We start from the raw sequence: 17,426 nt of genomic DNA, 5'->3' as shown, positions 1-17,426 counted from the left end.
ACATGAAAGCGTATATCAGGAAAAAATACGGTGGACCAAACAAGCTACAATTGCTTGACTTTCAAAAGCCCAGCCCGAAAGAAGATGAGTTACTAGTTAAGGTGGTTGCAACATCTGTTAATCCAGCAGATTGGCGTGTAATGCGTGGCACGCCATACATGATTCGCCTGATGATGGGAGTATTTAAACCTAAAAACCCCTTCATTGGAGCAGATGTTTCTGGCATAGTAGAAAAGGCTGGCAGCAAGGTAACTCAGTTTAAACCAGGAGATGAAGTTTTTACTGATGTAATGGGTACTGGAGCAGGTGCTTTTGCCGAATATGTTTGTGTAAAAGCATCGCACTGGGTTAGCAAACCTCAAGAAGTAAGTCATAAAGAAGCCGCTGCAACTCCCATAGCAGGAATTACAGCATGGCAAGGCCTCAATGATATTGGCAAACTTCAAAATGGTCAACAGGTCTTGATTAATGGTGCTTCTGGCGGAGTAGGAACATTTGCGGTTCAGATAGCTAAGCATATTGGGGCTCATATTACAGCCGTTTGTAGCACTTCTAAAGTGGAAATGGTAAGGTCATTAGGTGCTGATGTTGTTATTGATTATAAGAAAAATGATTACCGAAAGTTAAATCAACAATTCGATCTGATTTTTGATGCAGTAGGCAATGTTAGCCCATCTCTAGCCAAGCGTTTACTTAAGCCAAGTGGCATTTGTGTAATGGTTGGCTGGGGTGGTTTTGGTCGCTTCATTGGCTTTAGTCTAGGAAAGCTCTGGCTCTCTAAGGCTTCTGATAAAAAATTAGAATCGTTCACAGCAAAAATGAAAACTGAAGACCTTTCGTTATTAGCAGAACTAATAGCTACTAATAGGTTAACACCCATGATATCAGATCATTCTAATTTCAAGGAATTACCAGCAGCTATTGCTTTTCAAGAAAAAGGTCATGCAGCAGGAAAAGTAATAGTAACGGTCTCGGAGTAGCACAGCTCAACCGAGGAATTAGTGACTTCAGCCAAGAAAATATCCGCTTCGGTAAGTCATTTATGGAACTAAAAAGAAAAGAATAGAGATTACATTAAAATATCAACTCAACAACACCGATGAAACTCTTAATATTCAAAACTAATATTGCCAACGAGAGCAGAATCAAGAAGGTCAACGCACTGCTCGCTTATAACCCAGGTTTAATGGATTGGTCTATCGACATGGAAGACCGAGATAAGGTGCTTCGCATAGAGGCTGAAGACCAAGTAGATGAATCTGACGTAATGGAAATTGTCAACTCTTGGGGCGTAGAATGCTATAGTATGGAGGATTGAGCTTGTAATGCATTAATGCCATGATTGTTCTAAATTGAATGGTTACTAGAACACATCATGGCTAATACATACACTCAAGTACATATTCAGGTGGTTTTTGCAGTTAAAAATCGAAGTAGTTTGATTCATGCCACTTGGGAAGATGCTCTTTTTCGTTACATCACTGGTATCATTCAAAATCATGGTCATCGAGTATTGCAGGTTAATGGAATGCCAGATCATGTTCATATTTTATTCGGAATGAAGCCAGATCAGGCCTTGTCTGACTTGATAAAGCAGGTCAAACAAGATTCTTCTAAGTGGATCAATCAACAAGGATATGTTCAAGGCAAGTTTTCATGGCAGGCAGGCTATGGCGCATTCTCATATAGCAAATCGCAGATTCCTAGGGTGGTTAGGTATATCCAAAATCAGAAAGAGCACCACAAAAAGAAAACGTTCCGAGAGGAGTATCTGGAATTCCTTAAAACCTTTGAAATAGATTTTAACGAGGGCTATATTTTTAAAGAGGTGTAATGTGATGTACCTAAAGGCACATTAAAAACAACTTTTGCATCTAATGATTCTACCGAGATGTAGTCCCTAGCGGGACATAAGGAATACCACAGGCTGACTCGGCAGTTGGCTTTATAATATATTTACCGACAGACTGTAATTTCTCTGGAATAAATGAAGTCAAGAGAGTAATATCCGATGCCAGTCTAAGCCGAATTCAACCCAACAAACTCTGCAAGCTTACCCCCTTTAGAGGTTAAACATTGGTGAAATTCGGATTATACGATACCCGATTTATTCCTATAGTTACAAAACAAATGTCATGTACCTAAAGGCACATGCTGGTCGAAAAACAATTATAGCTACCGACATGTGGTCCCTAAAGGGACATAATTGCATCCTATTATCTTTTTCTCAAAATACCCACGATTGTTAATAGAATCAGTGCATGCTCATTAAAACTAAATACGCTTAAGAGAACAAGACAACCTTACCCCTTTAGGGGTTAAACATCCGTAGACCTGAAGATTGCAGGATATACCATTTATGCCTTTAGGTACAAAACCCAAACTTGCATTATTTCATGTACCTAAAGGCACATTAACAAATTTCTCCGTTACCAAAGAGCTACCGATGTGTAGTCCCTAGTGGGACATAAGGAATAACACAGGCTAACTCGGCAGTTGGCTTTATAATATATTTACCGACAGACTGTAATTTCTCTAAAGTAGCCGAAATCAGGAGAAAGTAGTATCTAGCGCCAGTCTAAGCGGAATTCAACCCAACAAACTCTTCAAACCTTACTCCTTTAGGGGTTCAATATTGGTGAAAATGAGATTATACGATACACGATTTGTGCCTTTAGGTACAAAACACAATGATTATCACAACACCTCTATCCTATTTCTGTGCAGCTCAATTTTATCTTCTCGTTCCAATTTTTTTAGGAGGCGAGATACCACTACCCTAGAAGTGTTCAATTCTTGAGCAATTTGTTCATGGGTTTTGTTGATGACGAATGAACCTGTGCTCTGCTTTTTGTCAAGCAGATACTTCATTAGCCTCTGATCCATATTCATAAAGGCTATGCCATCAACTGTGTTCAGCATTTCATCGAACCGATCGTGATAGGAATCGAAAATGAACTTTCGAAACGATCGGTACTTCACCATCCAAGTATCAATGTAGTGCATAGAAACCATCCAAAGTGTGGCGTCTTCTTCCGCCACTACTTTGAATTCTGAAATTTGTGTACCTAAACAGCACGAGATAGACATGGCACAGGCATCGCCTCCTTCAAGGTAATAAAGGAAAATTTCTCTCCCCTCTTTGTCTTCACGCATTACCCGAAGAGTTCCATTAATTACCAAAGGCATTTCTTTAGCCTCCATGCCTGGCTCAATTAAAGGTTGCCCTTCACGGACTTTTAAAAAACGACCAGTGTTAACGATCTCTTCGATCAATTGACCTTCAAGACCTACCTGTTCAAGTGCATCAGTTACTATTTTCATTGGCCTCCATTGGGAACCTCTTTTCTAAGGTTCAATATTTCTTTATCTATTGTCCAAAGTCCCATACCATCTTCACCAATGATATCGAACAATTCTACAGCCCTTCTGGCTAAGGTTTCTTCTTCTCTTTGTTCTTCAACATACCAATTCAAGAAACTCATGGTAGTGTAATCCTTAATCTTATAACAATGATCTACAATGTTATTGATGGAAACAGTTACCTCAATTTCGTGATTCAGAATCTCTTCGAACACCTCTTTTAACGAACTAAAATGATGTTTAAGCTCTGTGATATCTGGCTGAATAGCATGCCCTCCAGCATCGTTGATATAATGAAAAAGCTTTAACATGTGCTGTCTCTCTTCTTCAGAGTGCATGTAGAGAAATTTGGCAGAGTTTTCATAGCCTGTCATTTCACACCATGAAGCCATAGAAAGATAGGCTGCCGAAGAAAGCGCCTCCATTCTAATCTGATCGTTCAACAACTTCTCTGTATCTTCTGTAAGCGATCTTTTCGCTGTTACTTTCTGTCTTTCCATAATTATAGATTTGGTTCATTAATGTAGTTCACAGCAAGCTAAATACTGTACTCTAACGACAATTTTTAATTAAAAAGAGTGCCGTCTTCACTCCAATTTAAATCTAAACCAAATCAAGACTAAATGCTTTGCACTGCGACTGGGTTAAACAGGCATACCTTTCATCATTTTATTCCAATACAGATAAGGCAGCATGTATTTTTTAAGCATCCATAACCTCCAATGCTCTTTAGAAGAGTCGAATACAAGCATCTTCCTTAGCTGCGGATCTGGCAAGAAATTATTCTTATAGTCAAACTCGGCCAATACCATTTTACCATAACCAGTAACTAATGGACATGAGGAGTAACCATTGTATTTCATATCTGTGATACTCTTAGCCTCCATAAGCTTTAGAATGTTGGCTACCACTATTGGAGCTTGTTTTCTAATGGCTGCTCCAGTCTTGGCAGTAGGAAGACCTGCAGCATCTCCCAGACCAAAGATGTTCTGATAATTTACATGTTGGAGGGTTTCAATATTCACATCCAACCAACCAGCCTCATTCGCTAGAGAAGAGCTTTTCACAAAGTCTGGAGCGGTTTGAGGTGGAGCCAAGTGCAGCATATCATAAGGCATTACTGTTGAGTATGTGCCTTCTGTTCGCTCTTGCAAAACATTGCCTTCGTTTACAATACAGTTATTCTCTTCGGGGTTAACACTTTTGAAGGTAACCTCCCTATTACTAGCATCGATTTTAACAGGTGCATAGAACGGTTTAAAGTGAATCCCATATCTATGAATAACCTTCATTAAAGTTTTAGCAATAGCAGGAACACCAAAGATGACGGTGCCTGGAGTAGCAAAGACTACATTTGTGTTATCTAGAATCCCTTCTTTTCTGAAATGATCTGCCGCTAAGTAGCAAATTTTCTGAGGAGCACCTCCACATTTAATAGGAGTTGTTGGTTGGGTAAAAATGGCGTTACCACCCTTAAAGTTCTTCAAAACTGTCCAAGTATGCAGCGGATCAGTGTAATTACTGCATACGACATCTCGGTCTAAAGCCTCGGTTAGGCCATCAATCAAGCTAGTATCAATTTTAATTCCTGGTGCCACTACCAAAAAGTCGTAGGTTATGGAATTTCCCTCAGCAGTAACTACAATGTTTTCTTCGGGTTTGAACTCGCTAGCAGACTCTTTTATCCAGTGGACTCCTGGCGGAATCAGCCCCTTCATTGGTCTGGCGGTTTTTTGGTAGTCGTAGGCATTTGCCCCGACCAAGGTCCATGCAGGTTGATAGTAGTGGGTGTCTGCAGGTTCGATAATTGCCACATCTAAATCTCTTTTCGCCCGTTTGAGCTGAGCAGAGACCATGATTCCGGCAGTACCTCCTCCAATGACCAATACTTGATGATGAGAACTCATTTGTTTTAGGTTTAATAGTGGACAAATAGGGTTCTAAAAAGAACACAGTAAGTTTAGCTATTCCCTAAAAACTCGAGTGTTACTTTAGTTACACTGGCAGGTGACTTTCGTCAGACTGCATCTGGCCTCTAATTCTGGTTGGCAGGTGTGTAATTAAAATCTAGATAAGGCTTTCCTGCAGCCCAAAGCAATTCAAGTTTAGCTTTTTCAATAGACACCTGTTGCTTGATTAGCTTAATTCTGGCCTCTAGGAGCTTATCTTGCTGGAAGTTGATTTTAAATAAATCACTCTCTCCTAAAGTAAGATTCAATAGTTCGGCCTCTAGTAAACGTTGATAATTACTTACGGAAGTTTCTAAAAAACTGAGCATCTGCTGGCCATTCACCATTTCAAAATAAGCACCCTCAATTTCATTCACTATCTCTTGTTGAACGAACCTACTCTCTAAACCCGTTTGATCTATTTTTATTCGGGTCTGCTTTAGCTTGGCTCTTTCTTTCCTTAAGAAAAGTGGAAATTCAACCTCTAAACCGAACTTGTAATTGTTACCTAAGTCTATATCTGAAAACTCTCCATTATAATTAATGGGCGAGTTAATGAGGTTGTAATTTAAGTCTACCCTCGGCTTCAGGTTTTCCTTTGCTAACCTTTCATCTACTCCCAGTTGCTCTAGTTTTAAACTATACTTTTGCAACTCAGGATGGTTTTCTACAGCAAACAACATTAGGCTATCTAACTGCTCGGCTGGCCGTTGAAAAGCCACACCCCAGATTGGTGCCACGTTATCCTGAATTTCCAGAGGCTCTTCATTTTCGCCCCATAAATAATTAGAGAGTACTAAGCCAGCACGTTTAAAGCCAATCAAAGCAGCCTGCCTATCGGCACTTCTATTTTGGAAGGTAATAGCAGCCTGAACAGTATCTACAGCCGCAACTTCACCAAACTCAAAATCTAGCTTTACACGCCTATAAATCTCCTCAGATATGGTTAAACTCTGGTCTACAAACCTAAACTCGAAATAATTGTAGTACCAATCCCAATAAGCTTTTACCGCAGATAACAGCACCTTGTTGATCATTTTAATGCGCTCGGCTTCTGTAATTTGAGCGAACAATTCGGCTTGTTGAACTGCGGCCCGCCTCTGGTCAATGAACAAACCTCTACCCACTGGCAAACTTACCCCTGCTGTTACCTGCCTGAAATCTTCATCCTCAGAAATGTTTCTTTCCGGGTTAAGATAGTATCCTCTATTTCTGTCTACACTAATTTTAGGGTCTATGGGAAACCAAAGAGGCACTTTCAATGTGGTATTGAATATGTCGTAGTACTCGGTATCCTTATAGTTTTTCACATCCCAATTACTAGTCAGTTTTGGGTCGAAAGCACCCTTAGCTAAGCGAATCTCTTGTCTAGCATTCTCTGGCATTAAGTCTGCCTGTTTTACCACTGGGTGATTGGCCAGAATAATCTTCACATAGTCTTCTAAAGCAAAGATCTGTACAGAGTCTGCTGGCTCAACAATCTCATCGATGCTAGTCACACTAATCTGCTCTTGCCCATGGACCAAGTTTATACTCAGGCCAAGGCATAAAAGAACGAGGTATTTTAAGTTGTTCAGCATACTACTTTTTGCCTTCTTCTTTTTTAAGAACTGATTCTTCTGGTGCAGAATACAAACTAGGAGGGAATCCATTTAACTGTCGCCAGATTTCGTACCATACTGGCACGTTGTCTAGCATTACCCAACCCTTAGTTCCCGAACCAATGCGCAACTGTTCTGGCCATGGCTCCTCTTCCGGGTCTGGTGTAACCAGAATCCTGAACTCCCCATTCACCGAGTTTACTCTATCTATTACCTGCACTACTCCGCCAAAAGTACCGACAGAAACGCTTGGCCAACCTGAAAACTGCAAGGCAGGCCATCCATCGAATTCAATTCTGGCCTTTCTACCCTTTTGAATCAGCGGCACATCCATTGCCCTCACGTACATTTCTACAGCCAGTTGAGGGTTTTCTGGCATTACCTGAGCTACAGACTCTCCCTCTTTGATAGTTTCTCCAACACCTGCCTTCATGGCTTTTACCACATAACCACTTTGCGGAGCAATTAACTGGTAATTACTGGTTCTGATTTCATAATTGGAATATTGATTCTCTAGCTTAGCCAAAGCCGCTTCTGCTTCAAAAACCTCTGCAGTGGTATTATTAAGGTCAGATCTGGCCTTACTGATTTTGTCTTGATACTCTGCCTGAACGCCTGAAATATTCACCTGCGCATTAATTACCTCGGTCTTAGACTCCAGAAACTTGTTCTCGGAACTTACCAGCTTCATTTTGGACTCCTGAAACTTAGACTCCAGTTCCTGAAACTTTGTCAAAGCAATGTTTCCTGCATCAAACCTCTTCTTATTTCGTTCAAAAATATTCTCTTGGTTAGCAAACCTCACCTTCTCCGCTTCAAAGTCTACACTATCGCTTGTGAGCTTAAACCTAGCTTGTTGCAGCTTGTTTTTTGCCTGCTCGAATTTGGCCACTTGTAGTTTTTCAAGCGCTTCAATTTGTTGCTCTAAGGCTTCTACTTTGTCTTTCTTAGCCTCAATCCCCTGCTTCTTAGCCTCAATTTGCTGAGCAGTTCTGTTGAGTAATTGAGGATCGAAGTAATCGTCTTTTACTTCAGAAAGTGAGAGAATGGTATCACCTTTCTCTACAAACTGGCCTTCGGTAATATGCCAAGCTTCTATTCTACCTGCTATTGCAGACTGAATAGACTGTGGCCTTTCACCAGGTGAAAAAGCAGTAATTTTACCCGTAGCTCTAATGTTTTGTTGCCATGGAAAAAACAATAGAATGAAGAACAGCAACGACACTCCAACTAGTACTTTTGCTACCACCTTACCCGCTCCTGGGGTTTTTAGCGTTTTGAACAAAATACTCTTTTGCTCAATCATTTCGTTGTCCTTATTGTCAGATATATTCAACATTAGACTAATCGTTAACTAGTTCACTCAAATACCCTGCAGCTAGTAATTCTTTATAATTGCTGTCTGCTTTAATTCTTCCATCATCCATAATAACCACCCTGTCGCAAGCTGAAAGAACTGCCGGATCGTTTGAGACTATTACCACTGTGCACACACTCATTTCCATTACCAGATTAATAAGCCGCTCTTTCTCCGTACGCTGAAAACCATTGAAGTAATCATTCAGAATCATCAGCTTTGGCTTTTTAACTAAGCAACGGGCTAGAATCAGTTTATTGACAAAGGAGGTGGAAAAGCCTTTTCCGCCACTAAGCATATGCGTATTCATTCCGTTTGGTAGCATATTAACCTTGTCTTGCAAACCTACTTGCTGAATGGCTTCTACGGCATCACTGACCGAAACCTGAGGTTTACCAACTGTGACATTATCCAAAATGCTTCCCTCGAAAATATCCTCTTGAGAAACATTCTTGGCTATTTTGTCTCGCAGGTTAGTATAGTCTAAGTCTCTCAAACTATAGCCATTAATGGTTACCAATCCTTTATAATTATGGTTAAGACCAGAAAGTGTATTGGTAAGGGTTGTTTTGCCAGAATCGTTAGGGCCAGCAATACACAACTTCGTTCCACAAGAAATGGAAAGGTTAATATCTTTAAGTGCTAAGCCATCTGAATTCGGATATGAGTAATTGAGCTGTTTAACATCTATTGTAAAACCTCTATCAACATCTTCTTTTCTAAGGTCTATTCCCCCTACTTTCTCAAGTGGCAAGTCTGTAACTTGACTAATTTTATCTACCGCAGTGAGCATATCGTAAACCACATCCATGTAGGTAATGATTTTCTCTACGGAATTAAGAATTAGGATAATAATAACCTCTGAAGCTACAAACTGACCTAGCGTTATCTCCCTGCTAATAACCAATGACGTACCAATAATGAGCAAACCGCCCGTAATTGCTGCCTTAAAAAGCACTATGTACCCATATTGCGTAAGCAGCACTCGGAAGTGCGTTCTTCTATTCAGTAAGTAGCTATTTACGTTGAACTCTGTTTTCTTGATTGGTAAGTTAGTATTACCTGAAATTTTGAAAGAGTTGAGCACTCTAGCAATCTCTTCGAGCCAATAAACCACTTTGTACTTATACTTAGACTCTTGAATGGAAGAGTGCAAACCTTTGGGACCGGTTAATCGGAAGATTAAGACCAAAATAAGAATGAGTACCATTCCGAAGAACACAAAGAATGGGTGATAGAACGAAAGCAGCAGCAAGCCAAAAACAATCTGAATAGTACCAGACATTAAATCGCCCAACAACTTAGGCAACCCTTTCTGAATGGTCAAAACATCGAAAAAGCGGTTAACCAACTCAGGTGTATGTAAGTTACTCAGCGACTCTACCTTCATTCTCGGAATTCGGAAGGTAAACTCAAGTGCTGCTTTGGTAAATATTCTTCGCTGGATATACTCCAGAATGGTCATCTGCATTATTTGCAAACCACCTGCTGCCAGAATACCCAAAAGTACCAAGCCAATAAGTAAGTAAATGGAGCTAAACACCACTCCACCCGATACTAACTCTACTGTGGCTTGAATACCCAATGGTAGCGTAAGTGATACAATACCCACAAATGCGGCATAAATAAACACATAGAGAATATCTTTTTTCTCTTCACCTAAAAGCCTCAGCAGTCTTTTTACTGGAGAAAGGTCTTTTGGTTTTTCGTCTTCATCGTGTTCTGAAACCAAGCTTTTGTAGCTAAAAGCCCCCATCATTACCAGTTCGCCTTTTTCATTTTTGATCAGGCTATCCTTTACATCTTCCAGTGCCACTTCCTCAGTATCGCTCTCATGCACTAGGTACACGCAAGTTTTACCCTTCTTCCCTTTAGAGATAATAACTGGCAAAAAACCATCTGCAGATGTTGTAAGCGCTATAATTGGAATATTTACATCGGCTATGAATGCCTCAAACTCCTGATCTTCCAATACCTGATCGAGCAAAACCACCCTCACCTTATTGGCCGATTCTAGTAAATCTCTTTTGAATTCGTAAGACTCATCTATGGAGTAGATTCTGGTACCCACTTGAAGGTCTTGATAAAGCGCATCTTCTATGCTCTCGCCTAAAAGCAGCTTTACCTCTTTAATTGTATTAGCAATATGCTGATTTGTCATTTTACTTCTGAATGGCTTTTAAGACTAAACTGTGGATGAACTCGAAATTGCGTGAATACACTTCTTCTTGAGCATCTTTATGGTCTGTTAATGAAGGAAGGTGTTCGGCAAAAAACACTTGCTGATGAGCCGCCTGCAAGCAAGTGCTAATCAGTGAATGTGAAAATGGGTACTTTGGATTAATTTCAGACACAATATCCGCTATACGTCCGCATAAAGACTTATAACCTTTAAAGAGCCCAAATTTGTTATCATGATCTACCTGTTTAGTAAGATAAGTCTTCTCCGACTCATTTATTACAATGCGCTGAAGTGCGGTTTCATCTACATCTGGAAAGGAGTTATCGTAGCATTTTTTCTCTGTAATGAGCTTCATTGCTTTTTCCAGACGTTCATAAGGATCTTTGATATTGTTAGTGGCAAAATCGATTTTATATTCCATCCACGTCCAGTACCAAGTGATGAGGTAAACTAGCAGCTTGTGCTTGTTCTCGAAGTATCTATAGATAGAAGCCTCTGTAGACTCAATTGCTACCGAGAGTTTTTTGAAAGTAAATCCTTCCAAACCCAATTCATCGATCAGCTGGATTGAATGACGAACGATCTTCTGACCCAGTTCGGTATCTTGAGGGTCTTTCAGATACAGATTATCGTTCATCTGTAACTTAAGCAGGGTGGTCATAGATTCAGTTTGTTAATCTAACTTTACTAAACAATAGTAATACTATCAGCAAAGATAGGTACACAACGGAACCACTTGACAAAATGTTCAGTTAATGGCGATTTTTTTTCTAGAATGAAGCAAAAAAAATGAGACACTCCCCAGTGTCTCATCTCCGTATTTTTACAAATACCCCCAAATAACAAAAGCGGGGGACGATTGCTCGCCCCCACTCACCCTGTCTCAAGTTGACTTGGGACAGCGTGCCAAGATACTGTTCAGAGCCAGATTCAATGGTTACCCAAATCATCTATCTCCTTTCAGCTTCGCCTATATTACCAGTACATCGTACTCGTAAAAGGTGAATTTTGCAGCTCTTTTGCGCTTAGCGCTGAATCATCTCTTACTCAGAGAAACTCCTTTCGGAGCATCATCCTTCCATTGAAGGCTGAAAAACCGTTTCCAGTTTGACTCATCCCACACCTGAAGGTGCAGTAGCCATGGCTTTCACCATAACTTGTTTCAATTCTTTGGCCTGCCTTAATCACTTTCAGCAGAAAGATTTTTTAAAACGTCTTTGATTACTCCCTTTCAAGTAGTGATCATGCCTATAGAGTACGTCCCTGAAAAGCCACCCTCTATATTTTACAATGCTGAAAAATCAGTTTTGAAACTTTAGCTGTTTCAGATTTACCTAAGTAAACCCTTTCATTACACTTTTTCAGGCTTCCCCTGAAGAGAGATTGAAGCATTGCTTCAGCTCTTTATCCCTCACTTGGTATTTCTAAAGTAGAGTTAATAATTTTACGTCCCAAGTTCGTAACACCTTAGTTTTCAACAAGTTTCCCACTCTCTAATTCACATCATTATCCACAGGGTTTTCCACAGAGTTATACACACTGCTTTAGTATTCAACAACTTAGGTTACTATCTACTATAAGCCAATTCTCTCAAGTCTTTCATTAAGAAGATGGAAGCAGATAATGCCATTTGAGTCATTTTCGCTAAAATTGCAGCCTAATTGAAATGGTTATGAGCGAAAACGAAAAAAGGGAATCTTTGAACTTTATTGAACAAATGATTGAGGACGATTTGGCCTCTGGAAAAAACTCATTTGTCCAGACCCGTTTTCCTCCTGAGCCAAACGGTTACCTACACATTGGCCACGCCAAATCTATTGTTTTGAACTTCGGCCTAGCCGAAAAGTACAATGGCAAATGCAACCTTAGGTTTGACGACACCAACCCTGAAAAGGAAAGCACTGAGTACGTTAATGCCATTATTGAAGACATTAAATGGCTGGGTTACGACTATGGCGAAAAAGCTTTGTTTACCTCTGACTATTTTGATACGCTGTACGAATACGCTATCAAACTGATCAAAAAAGGCAAAGCCTATGTAGACCATCAGTCGGCTGAAGAAATTAGCGCAGGCAAAACCAACCCTACTATTCCGGGGATTGAAAGCCCTTACAGAAACACTTCTGTAGAGCAAAACCTGGAGGAGTTTGAGAAAATGCGTGCTGGTGAATATACCGAAGGAAGCTGCGTACTACGCGCTAAAATCGATATGACCTCGCCAAACATGCACATGCGCGACCCGATCATCTACAGAATTAAAAAGGTAGCGCATCACCGCACTGGCGACAAATGGTGTATCTACCCGAACTACGATTTTGCGCACGGTCAGTCAGACTCTATTGAGAACGTGACTTATAGCTTGTGTACGCTAGAGTTTCGTGACCACAAACCTCTTTACGATTGGTTGATTGATGAATTGGAGATTTTCCCATCGAAACAAACTGAGTTTGCACGATTAAACCTCAGCTATACCATTGTGAGTAAGCGTAAGCTACTACAACTGGTAAACGATGGCCATGTAGCCGGCTGGGACGATCCGCGCATGCCAACTATTTCGGCTTTGAGAAGAAGAGGTTTTACGCCAGACTCTTTAAAGAAATTTGCACACAAAGTGGGTGTTGCCCGTAGAGATGGCATTACCGATGTTGCCCTTCTAGAACACAGTGTGCGCGAAGACCTGAACAAAAAAGCCAACCGTGTTTTCGGAATTCAGAATCCACTGAAAGTGGTTATTACCAATTGGCCAGAAGACAAGGAAGAGATAATGCAGGCCGTGAACAATCCGGAAGATGAAACTGCCGGAACTCGCGACATGCCATTTACACGCGAACTTTACATAGAGCAAGACGACTTCTTGGAGACCCCACCTTCGCCACGTAAGTGGTTCCGTTTGGGACCAGACCGTGAGGTGCGCTTAAAGTACGGTTACATTGTAAAATGTACGGGCTTTAAAAAGGCTGATGATGGAAGCATAGAAGAGATTTACTGCGAGTACGACCCAGAAACCAAAAGTGGACAAGACACTAGCGGTAAGAAAGTAAAAGGTACGCTCGGTTGGGTCTCTGCCAAGCATGCGGTAGAAGCTGAAATCCGATTGTACGACAGGCTTTTCAAAACCGAAAACCTAAATACCATTGATGATGATTTCATCAACCACTTAAACCCTGACTCGCTCACCATTGTGCCAAATGCCTTGGTAGAACCATCGTTGAAGGATGCGAAAGCTGGTGATCAATTCCAGTTTGAACGCCAAGGCTACTTTATTGTAGACAAAGAATCAACAGACGATAAATTGGTGTTTAACCGCACCGTAACCCTCCGAGATAATTGGAGCAAGAAATAAATTAGAAAAGGAGCTTCGGCTCCTTTTTTATTGCCTAACATTCTATTCCTATATTGGCCGAAACAAGCAACCATGGGAATAGCCAGAACTTCAATCAGCCACCTTTCAAAAGACCAAATCGCACTTATTGGAATTCCGTTCGATGCGCACGCTTCTTTTTTGCAAGGGCCAGCCAAGGCACCTGAACTGATTATTGAGGCTATTGAGTCTGACTCGGCTAATTACTTTACCGAATCACTAAATGATCTGAATGAGCACCCAAGAATTGCTTGGTGCGGCAATGCTGAATTGGAAGATTACTTCTCAATTAGCCAACGGATTGAGGCAATTCTGAAAAAAGGAGCGATTCCGTTTTCTCTAGGTGGCGACCACTCCATCACCTACCCGATTCTCAAAGCCATCCACAAACATCATGGCAAAGTGAACATCCTTCATTTTGATGCGCACACCGACCTATATGATGAATTAGATGACAACAAGTATTCTCACGCTTGTCCGTTTGCCAGAATTATGGAAGGAGGGCTGGCTGAAAGCCTCACGCAAGTTGGTATTCGCACACTTACACAGCACACCAAAGAGCAAGCTGAACGATTTGGCGTCAACATCATTCAAATGAAAGACTGGACACCTGAAACCAGGTTTGAAATTGAAGGACCTGTTTATTTATCCTTCGATGTTGATGTGCTTGACCCTGCTTTTGCCCCTGGCATTTCTCACCATGAACCAGGTGGTTTTTCCACCAGAGAAATACTTGGCATCATCCAACAGCTCGACCTTGACATTGTAGGACTGGATGTGGTGGAATACAACCCCGATAGAGACATTAATGGTGTAACTGCAATGGTCGCAGCGAAAATCGTCAAGGAGTTGATCGATAGATTGCTTTAAATTAATCCTATCACTTGAAAGACTCGTTGTACAATTTTGTCGTGCTGATCCCTCGGCTACGGTCGGGATGGAGAATGCGATGATCAGTTGGTGACAACACCAACCGAGGGCTATAGAATAATCAAAAGTAGTCAGTTGGTGACAACACCAACTGAGGACCGAGCTAGGTATTACCCATTGGTCTGACCACTTGGAGTGGTCTGACCAATAGTGAGGCTTTAGGTGTACATTACGGATTGAATCTGGCTACTTTGAACCAGTGCTCCACAAATAGAATTCTTCTAGTTTATCGGTATTGATAAAGTCTACACCGAGTTTTTCCATTTGCTCCCAGCTATTCTGATTATCAGGGATTGCCCAAAAGCGGAGCTTCTTGCCTTCAGCATGCGTTTGTTTAACCAATTCCTTGATTTTCTTTCGGTCTTCTTTTGGGAGTTTACCCTCACCATTCCATATAGAATAAGCCCTAAAACTTACACTAATTACTGGCATAACATGCGTACGATTGCCCTTTCCTAAATCATTCGGCCTACCATCTAATGCAGCTAATTCTGGATTATTATTTACTAATCGGATGGGTCTTTGGCCTGATATAAACAATGTTACTGCTCCATCCTTATCCACCTCAGTTTTACCCAATTTGGTAAATAGGTGCGTATATTTCTTCTGTAGTTTTGCCAAAGCTATGTAAGAAGCATCAGCATCATTTTTAAAATCTACCATCAGGTAAAATGGTAATTTACTTCCTTCATAAACCCTTCCAGCATTGGTTTTAACAATGCTATCTAGTGGTTGAAAATAAAGCGCCTCTAAAGTGCGCTCTTCTGAAATATCTTCAAAATCATGTGCCACAAACAGCTCTCCGTTCACCTCAAAAACATCAGCTTCTATGGAGGTAAAGCCAAATGAGTGAGCATCTAAGAGCGGTCTCTCATGGTCGTAATCGTTATGCGCATGCGACTTTGGCAAAGGCGTTTGTGCGAATACAAAACAGGAGAATGTGAGTAAGCAGCAAAAAATGGAGATACGTTGAAGGTTAATCATGGGTCAAAAAAAAGTTATCGATAATATTATTGTCTAGATCTATAGCTTTAAAATTAAGCGTATCGTTGGTGACTTTGATTAAGCCAAAATGATGAATACTTAATACTTTATCCATTTTAGGATGAGAAGCATTTTCTTTCGGCTCCAAACCTCCACCTGCTCCACCAACTATTACAAATGCTGTTTTCTGTTTTCCGTAGGTTTTTATTTTCCTCTCATAATCGTGCGTATGACCAGCTATTACCATATCTATTTTCGCCTTCTCATAAAGAGGAAGAAGTAGGTTACGTAGAGAAATCTCTCCATGATACCCGGGCCAACCTTGAGAGTAAGGCGGATGATGACTCACCAAAAACCGCCATTTGGCAGAAGTCCAAGCTTCGCTTTGAATCTGTTCCATAAACCAGCGATACTGCTCAGAGCTGTTCGGCAGACCCACCGGGAAAGTTTCATTCAGGTCGAGGGCTATAAATGCTAAATCACCCTCCTTCCAAGCGTAATAGTTTGATTGATTGGGTAACCCTAAATACTTACTGAAATTATTCGGCTTCAATTCTTCATAATAGCCATCGTAATCGTGGTTACCCGGAACAGGATAATGCGCGTAACCACCGAGATGCATTGAACGCAACAACCTCAAATACTCCTGCTCATTATCTCCTTGCCCCACCAAGTCGCCAGCTCCCACCGAAAAATGTGGCAAATACTGATTCGACATGCGCATGATTCTATCAAAAACTTTCCAGCCACTTTGACTATCGGCCCAAACCATAAATTCTTGGCTATTCGTATTCTTCTTCTCTGGAAAAATATAGACTGGAGAAATCAAGCCATCTTGAATAACTCTGTAATACTTAAGCGAATCTGAAATAGCTACTAGAAACACCCCTTCTTCCCCTTCAACCTCCATTTGATTAGACAGCGCATCTGGCTGCTTTCCGTAAATAAGTTTGGCTTTTGAGTTACTACTACTCACCCATCTAGCATATAATTGACCTGTACTACCCTTTTGAAAAATAGGCTCAGCCAATAGAACTGGTTTTCTCTTCAGCTTCTGAATGGTAGACTCCAATTCGGCTAATGTCAGCCGCTCCTTTGCCTTCATTATCTGCCTCGTTTCAGACTCGGACAGATTGGTTAGCAAAGCTTCTTTGGTAAGAACTTCGCGAAGAAGTGTTCTTCGCTGCATTAGCAGTTTATGCGACTCCCATTTATCTTGATCAATAAATTCAACAGACCGCAATCCACCTGCCATAGCATTGTTTAGAACTCGTATGGTAAGTGTATAATTACCAGCCTTAGCTACTGGGTAGTAAGCTGCCCGTTCGGGAGCAACTCTTTCTCCATTTAACCAAAGCTGAGCACCATCATCGGCATTTATTCGAAGCACTCCTCTACCCAATTGAACCTCGGTTTGATACCAAATGGAATGGTCTGGCAATAGAATTCGATGGGGGATCCGTATAGTCTTTTCCTCCGTAAATTCTGGAATGGATACATTCGTCCCTCCTCGAAAATCGGCCAAGTTTAACCGCCAAAGGGAATCGATTGAGACACCCAAACCATCATCAAAAGGAATTAGTCGATCTAACGCACCAGATATTTTTTCGTCTAACTGAAGTGTAAAAGGCCTGATCCTAGCTTTTTGCTCCTCTTTCAAATTGCAACTAGCTAGAAACGCTACCAAAAAGCTTATGAG

General features: G+C 41.0%; 14 protein-coding genes. 5 read left to right on the top strand and 9 right to left on the bottom strand.

From position 1 onward, the window contains the following. The first annotated feature begins 2 nt into the window (after positions 1 to 2). From T7867_RS12105 to tnpA, 3 genes are all read left to right on the top strand, one after another. On the top strand, positions 3 to 980 hold the full coding sequence (locus tag T7867_RS12105) for an NAD(P)-dependent alcohol dehydrogenase (RefSeq protein WP_322299340.1): 978 nt from the start codon (positions 3 to 5) through the stop codon (positions 978 to 980). A 119-nt stretch (positions 981 to 1,099) separates the two neighbouring features. Then, positions 1,100 to 1,318 carry a hypothetical protein gene (locus T7867_RS12100; protein ID WP_068224944.1) on the top strand — a complete coding sequence of 73 codons (219 nt, stop codon included), beginning with the start codon at positions 1,100 to 1,102 and terminating at the stop codon, positions 1,316 to 1,318. Between the two features lie 57 nt (positions 1,319 to 1,375). Continuing rightward, positions 1,376 to 1,834 (top strand): IS200/IS605 family transposase, encoded by a 459-nt coding sequence (tnpA, locus tag T7867_RS12095; protein ID WP_273515327.1) that lies wholly within the window; start codon positions 1,376 to 1,378, stop codon positions 1,832 to 1,834. Between the two features lie 863 nt (positions 1,835 to 2,697). Here the strand turns inward: tnpA and T7867_RS12090 are convergent. From T7867_RS12090 to T7867_RS12060, 7 genes are all read right to left on the bottom strand, one after another. Further along, positions 2,698 to 3,324 (bottom strand): Crp/Fnr family transcriptional regulator, encoded by a 627-nt coding sequence (locus tag T7867_RS12090; protein WP_068224941.1) that lies wholly within the window; start codon positions 3,322 to 3,324, stop codon positions 2,698 to 2,700. Continuing rightward, positions 3,321 to 3,863, bottom strand: coding sequence for a ferritin (locus T7867_RS12085; protein WP_068224939.1), 543 nt, complete (start codon positions 3,861 to 3,863; stop codon positions 3,321 to 3,323). Before T7867_RS12085 ends, T7867_RS12090 begins: the two co-directional genes overlap by 4 nt. A 144-nt stretch (positions 3,864 to 4,007) precedes the next feature. Further along, the gene (locus tag T7867_RS12080; protein ID WP_273515329.1) at positions 4,008 to 5,270 is read right to left on the bottom strand and encodes an NAD(P)/FAD-dependent oxidoreductase; all 1,263 of its coding nucleotides are present in this window, start codon (positions 5,268 to 5,270) and stop codon (positions 4,008 to 4,010) included. A 128-nt stretch (positions 5,271 to 5,398) separates the two neighbouring features. Then, positions 5,399 to 6,892, bottom strand: a complete 1,494-nt coding sequence (locus tag T7867_RS12075; protein ID WP_322299339.1) for a TolC family protein — start codon at positions 6,890 to 6,892, stop codon at positions 5,399 to 5,401. A 1-nt stretch (position 6,893) separates the two neighbouring features. Beyond that, a complete protein-coding gene (locus tag T7867_RS12070) occupies positions 6,894 to 8,252 on the bottom strand; it encodes an HlyD family secretion protein (RefSeq protein ID WP_068224934.1) in 1,359 nt (452 codons plus the stop codon). Positions 8,253 to 8,256: 4 nt separating this feature from the next. Continuing rightward, positions 8,257 to 10,431 (bottom strand): peptidase domain-containing ABC transporter, encoded by a 2,175-nt coding sequence (locus T7867_RS12065; protein ID WP_322299338.1) that lies wholly within the window; start codon positions 10,429 to 10,431, stop codon positions 8,257 to 8,259. Position 10,432: 1 nt separating this feature from the next. Continuing rightward, on the bottom strand, positions 10,433 to 11,089 hold the full coding sequence (locus tag T7867_RS12060; protein ID WP_322299337.1) for a TetR/AcrR family transcriptional regulator: 657 nt from the start codon (positions 11,087 to 11,089) through the stop codon (positions 10,433 to 10,435). Positions 11,090 to 12,124: 1,035 nt separating this feature from the next. Between T7867_RS12060 and T7867_RS12055 the strand changes: the two genes are divergently transcribed. Further along, positions 12,125 to 13,795, top strand: a complete 1,671-nt coding sequence (locus T7867_RS12055) for a glutamine--tRNA ligase/YqeY domain fusion protein (RefSeq protein ID WP_322299336.1) — start codon at positions 12,125 to 12,127, stop codon at positions 13,793 to 13,795. Positions 13,796 to 13,867: 72 nt separating this feature from the next. Next, the gene (gene speB, locus T7867_RS12050) at positions 13,868 to 14,683 is read left to right on the top strand and encodes an agmatinase (protein ID WP_322299335.1); all 816 of its coding nucleotides are present in this window, start codon (positions 13,868 to 13,870) and stop codon (positions 14,681 to 14,683) included. A gap of 246 nt (positions 14,684 to 14,929) precedes the next feature. Here speB and T7867_RS12045 read toward each other — a convergent pair whose 3' ends face one another. Further along, entirely contained in the window at positions 14,930 to 15,727 is a 798-nt protein-coding gene (locus tag T7867_RS12045) for a phosphatidylinositol-specific phospholipase C/glycerophosphodiester phosphodiesterase family protein (RefSeq protein ID WP_322299334.1), read from the bottom strand. After that, positions 15,720 to 17,387: a metallophosphoesterase family protein gene (locus T7867_RS12040; protein ID WP_322299333.1), complete on the bottom strand. Its 1,668-nt coding sequence runs from the start codon at positions 17,385 to 17,387 to the stop codon at positions 15,720 to 15,722. The genes T7867_RS12045 and T7867_RS12040 overlap by 8 nt, the downstream gene beginning before the upstream one ends. Between the last annotated feature and the right edge of the window lie 39 nt (positions 17,388 to 17,426).

This window comes from Roseivirga spongicola (assembly GCF_034376045.1).
Lineage (GTDB): Bacteria > Bacteroidota > Bacteroidia > Cytophagales > Cyclobacteriaceae > Roseivirga > Roseivirga spongicola.
The sequence above is the reverse complement of the archived record's forward strand: the minus strand, read 5'-3'. Positions and strand labels throughout refer to the sequence as shown.

Coding starts and splice junctions, on each gene's coding strand:
- T7867_RS12105 (WP_322299340.1), top strand. CDS start 3: ATGAAAGCGTATATCAGGAAAAAATACGGTGGACCAAACAAGCTACAA.
- T7867_RS12100 (WP_068224944.1), top strand. CDS start 1,100: ATGAAACTCTTAATATTCAAAACTAATATTGCCAACGAGAGCAGAATC.
- tnpA (WP_273515327.1), top strand. CDS start 1,376: ATGGCTAATACATACACTCAAGTACATATTCAGGTGGTTTTTGCAGTT.
- T7867_RS12090 (WP_068224941.1), bottom strand. CDS start 3,324: ATGAAAATAGTAACTGATGCACTTGAACAGGTAGGTCTTGAAGGTCAA.
- T7867_RS12085 (WP_068224939.1), bottom strand. CDS start 3,863: ATGGAAAGACAGAAAGTAACAGCGAAAAGATCGCTTACAGAAGATACA.
- T7867_RS12080 (WP_273515329.1), bottom strand. CDS start 5,270: ATGAGTTCTCATCATCAAGTATTGGTCATTGGAGGAGGTACTGCCGGA.
- T7867_RS12075 (WP_322299339.1), bottom strand. CDS start 6,892: ATGCTGAACAACTTAAAATACCTCGTTCTTTTATGCCTTGGCCTGAGT.
- T7867_RS12070 (WP_068224934.1), bottom strand. CDS start 8,252: ATGTTGAATATATCTGACAATAAGGACAACGAAATGATTGAGCAAAAG.
- T7867_RS12065 (WP_322299338.1), bottom strand. CDS start 10,431: ATGACAAATCAGCATATTGCTAATACAATTAAAGAGGTAAAGCTGCTT.
- T7867_RS12060 (WP_322299337.1), bottom strand. CDS start 11,089: ATGAACGATAATCTGTATCTGAAAGACCCTCAAGATACCGAACTGGGT.
- T7867_RS12055 (WP_322299336.1), top strand. CDS start 12,125: ATGAGCGAAAACGAAAAAAGGGAATCTTTGAACTTTATTGAACAAATG.
- speB (WP_322299335.1), top strand. CDS start 13,868: ATGGGAATAGCCAGAACTTCAATCAGCCACCTTTCAAAAGACCAAATC.
- T7867_RS12045 (WP_322299334.1), bottom strand. CDS start 15,727: ATGATTAACCTTCAACGTATCTCCATTTTTTGCTGCTTACTCACATTC.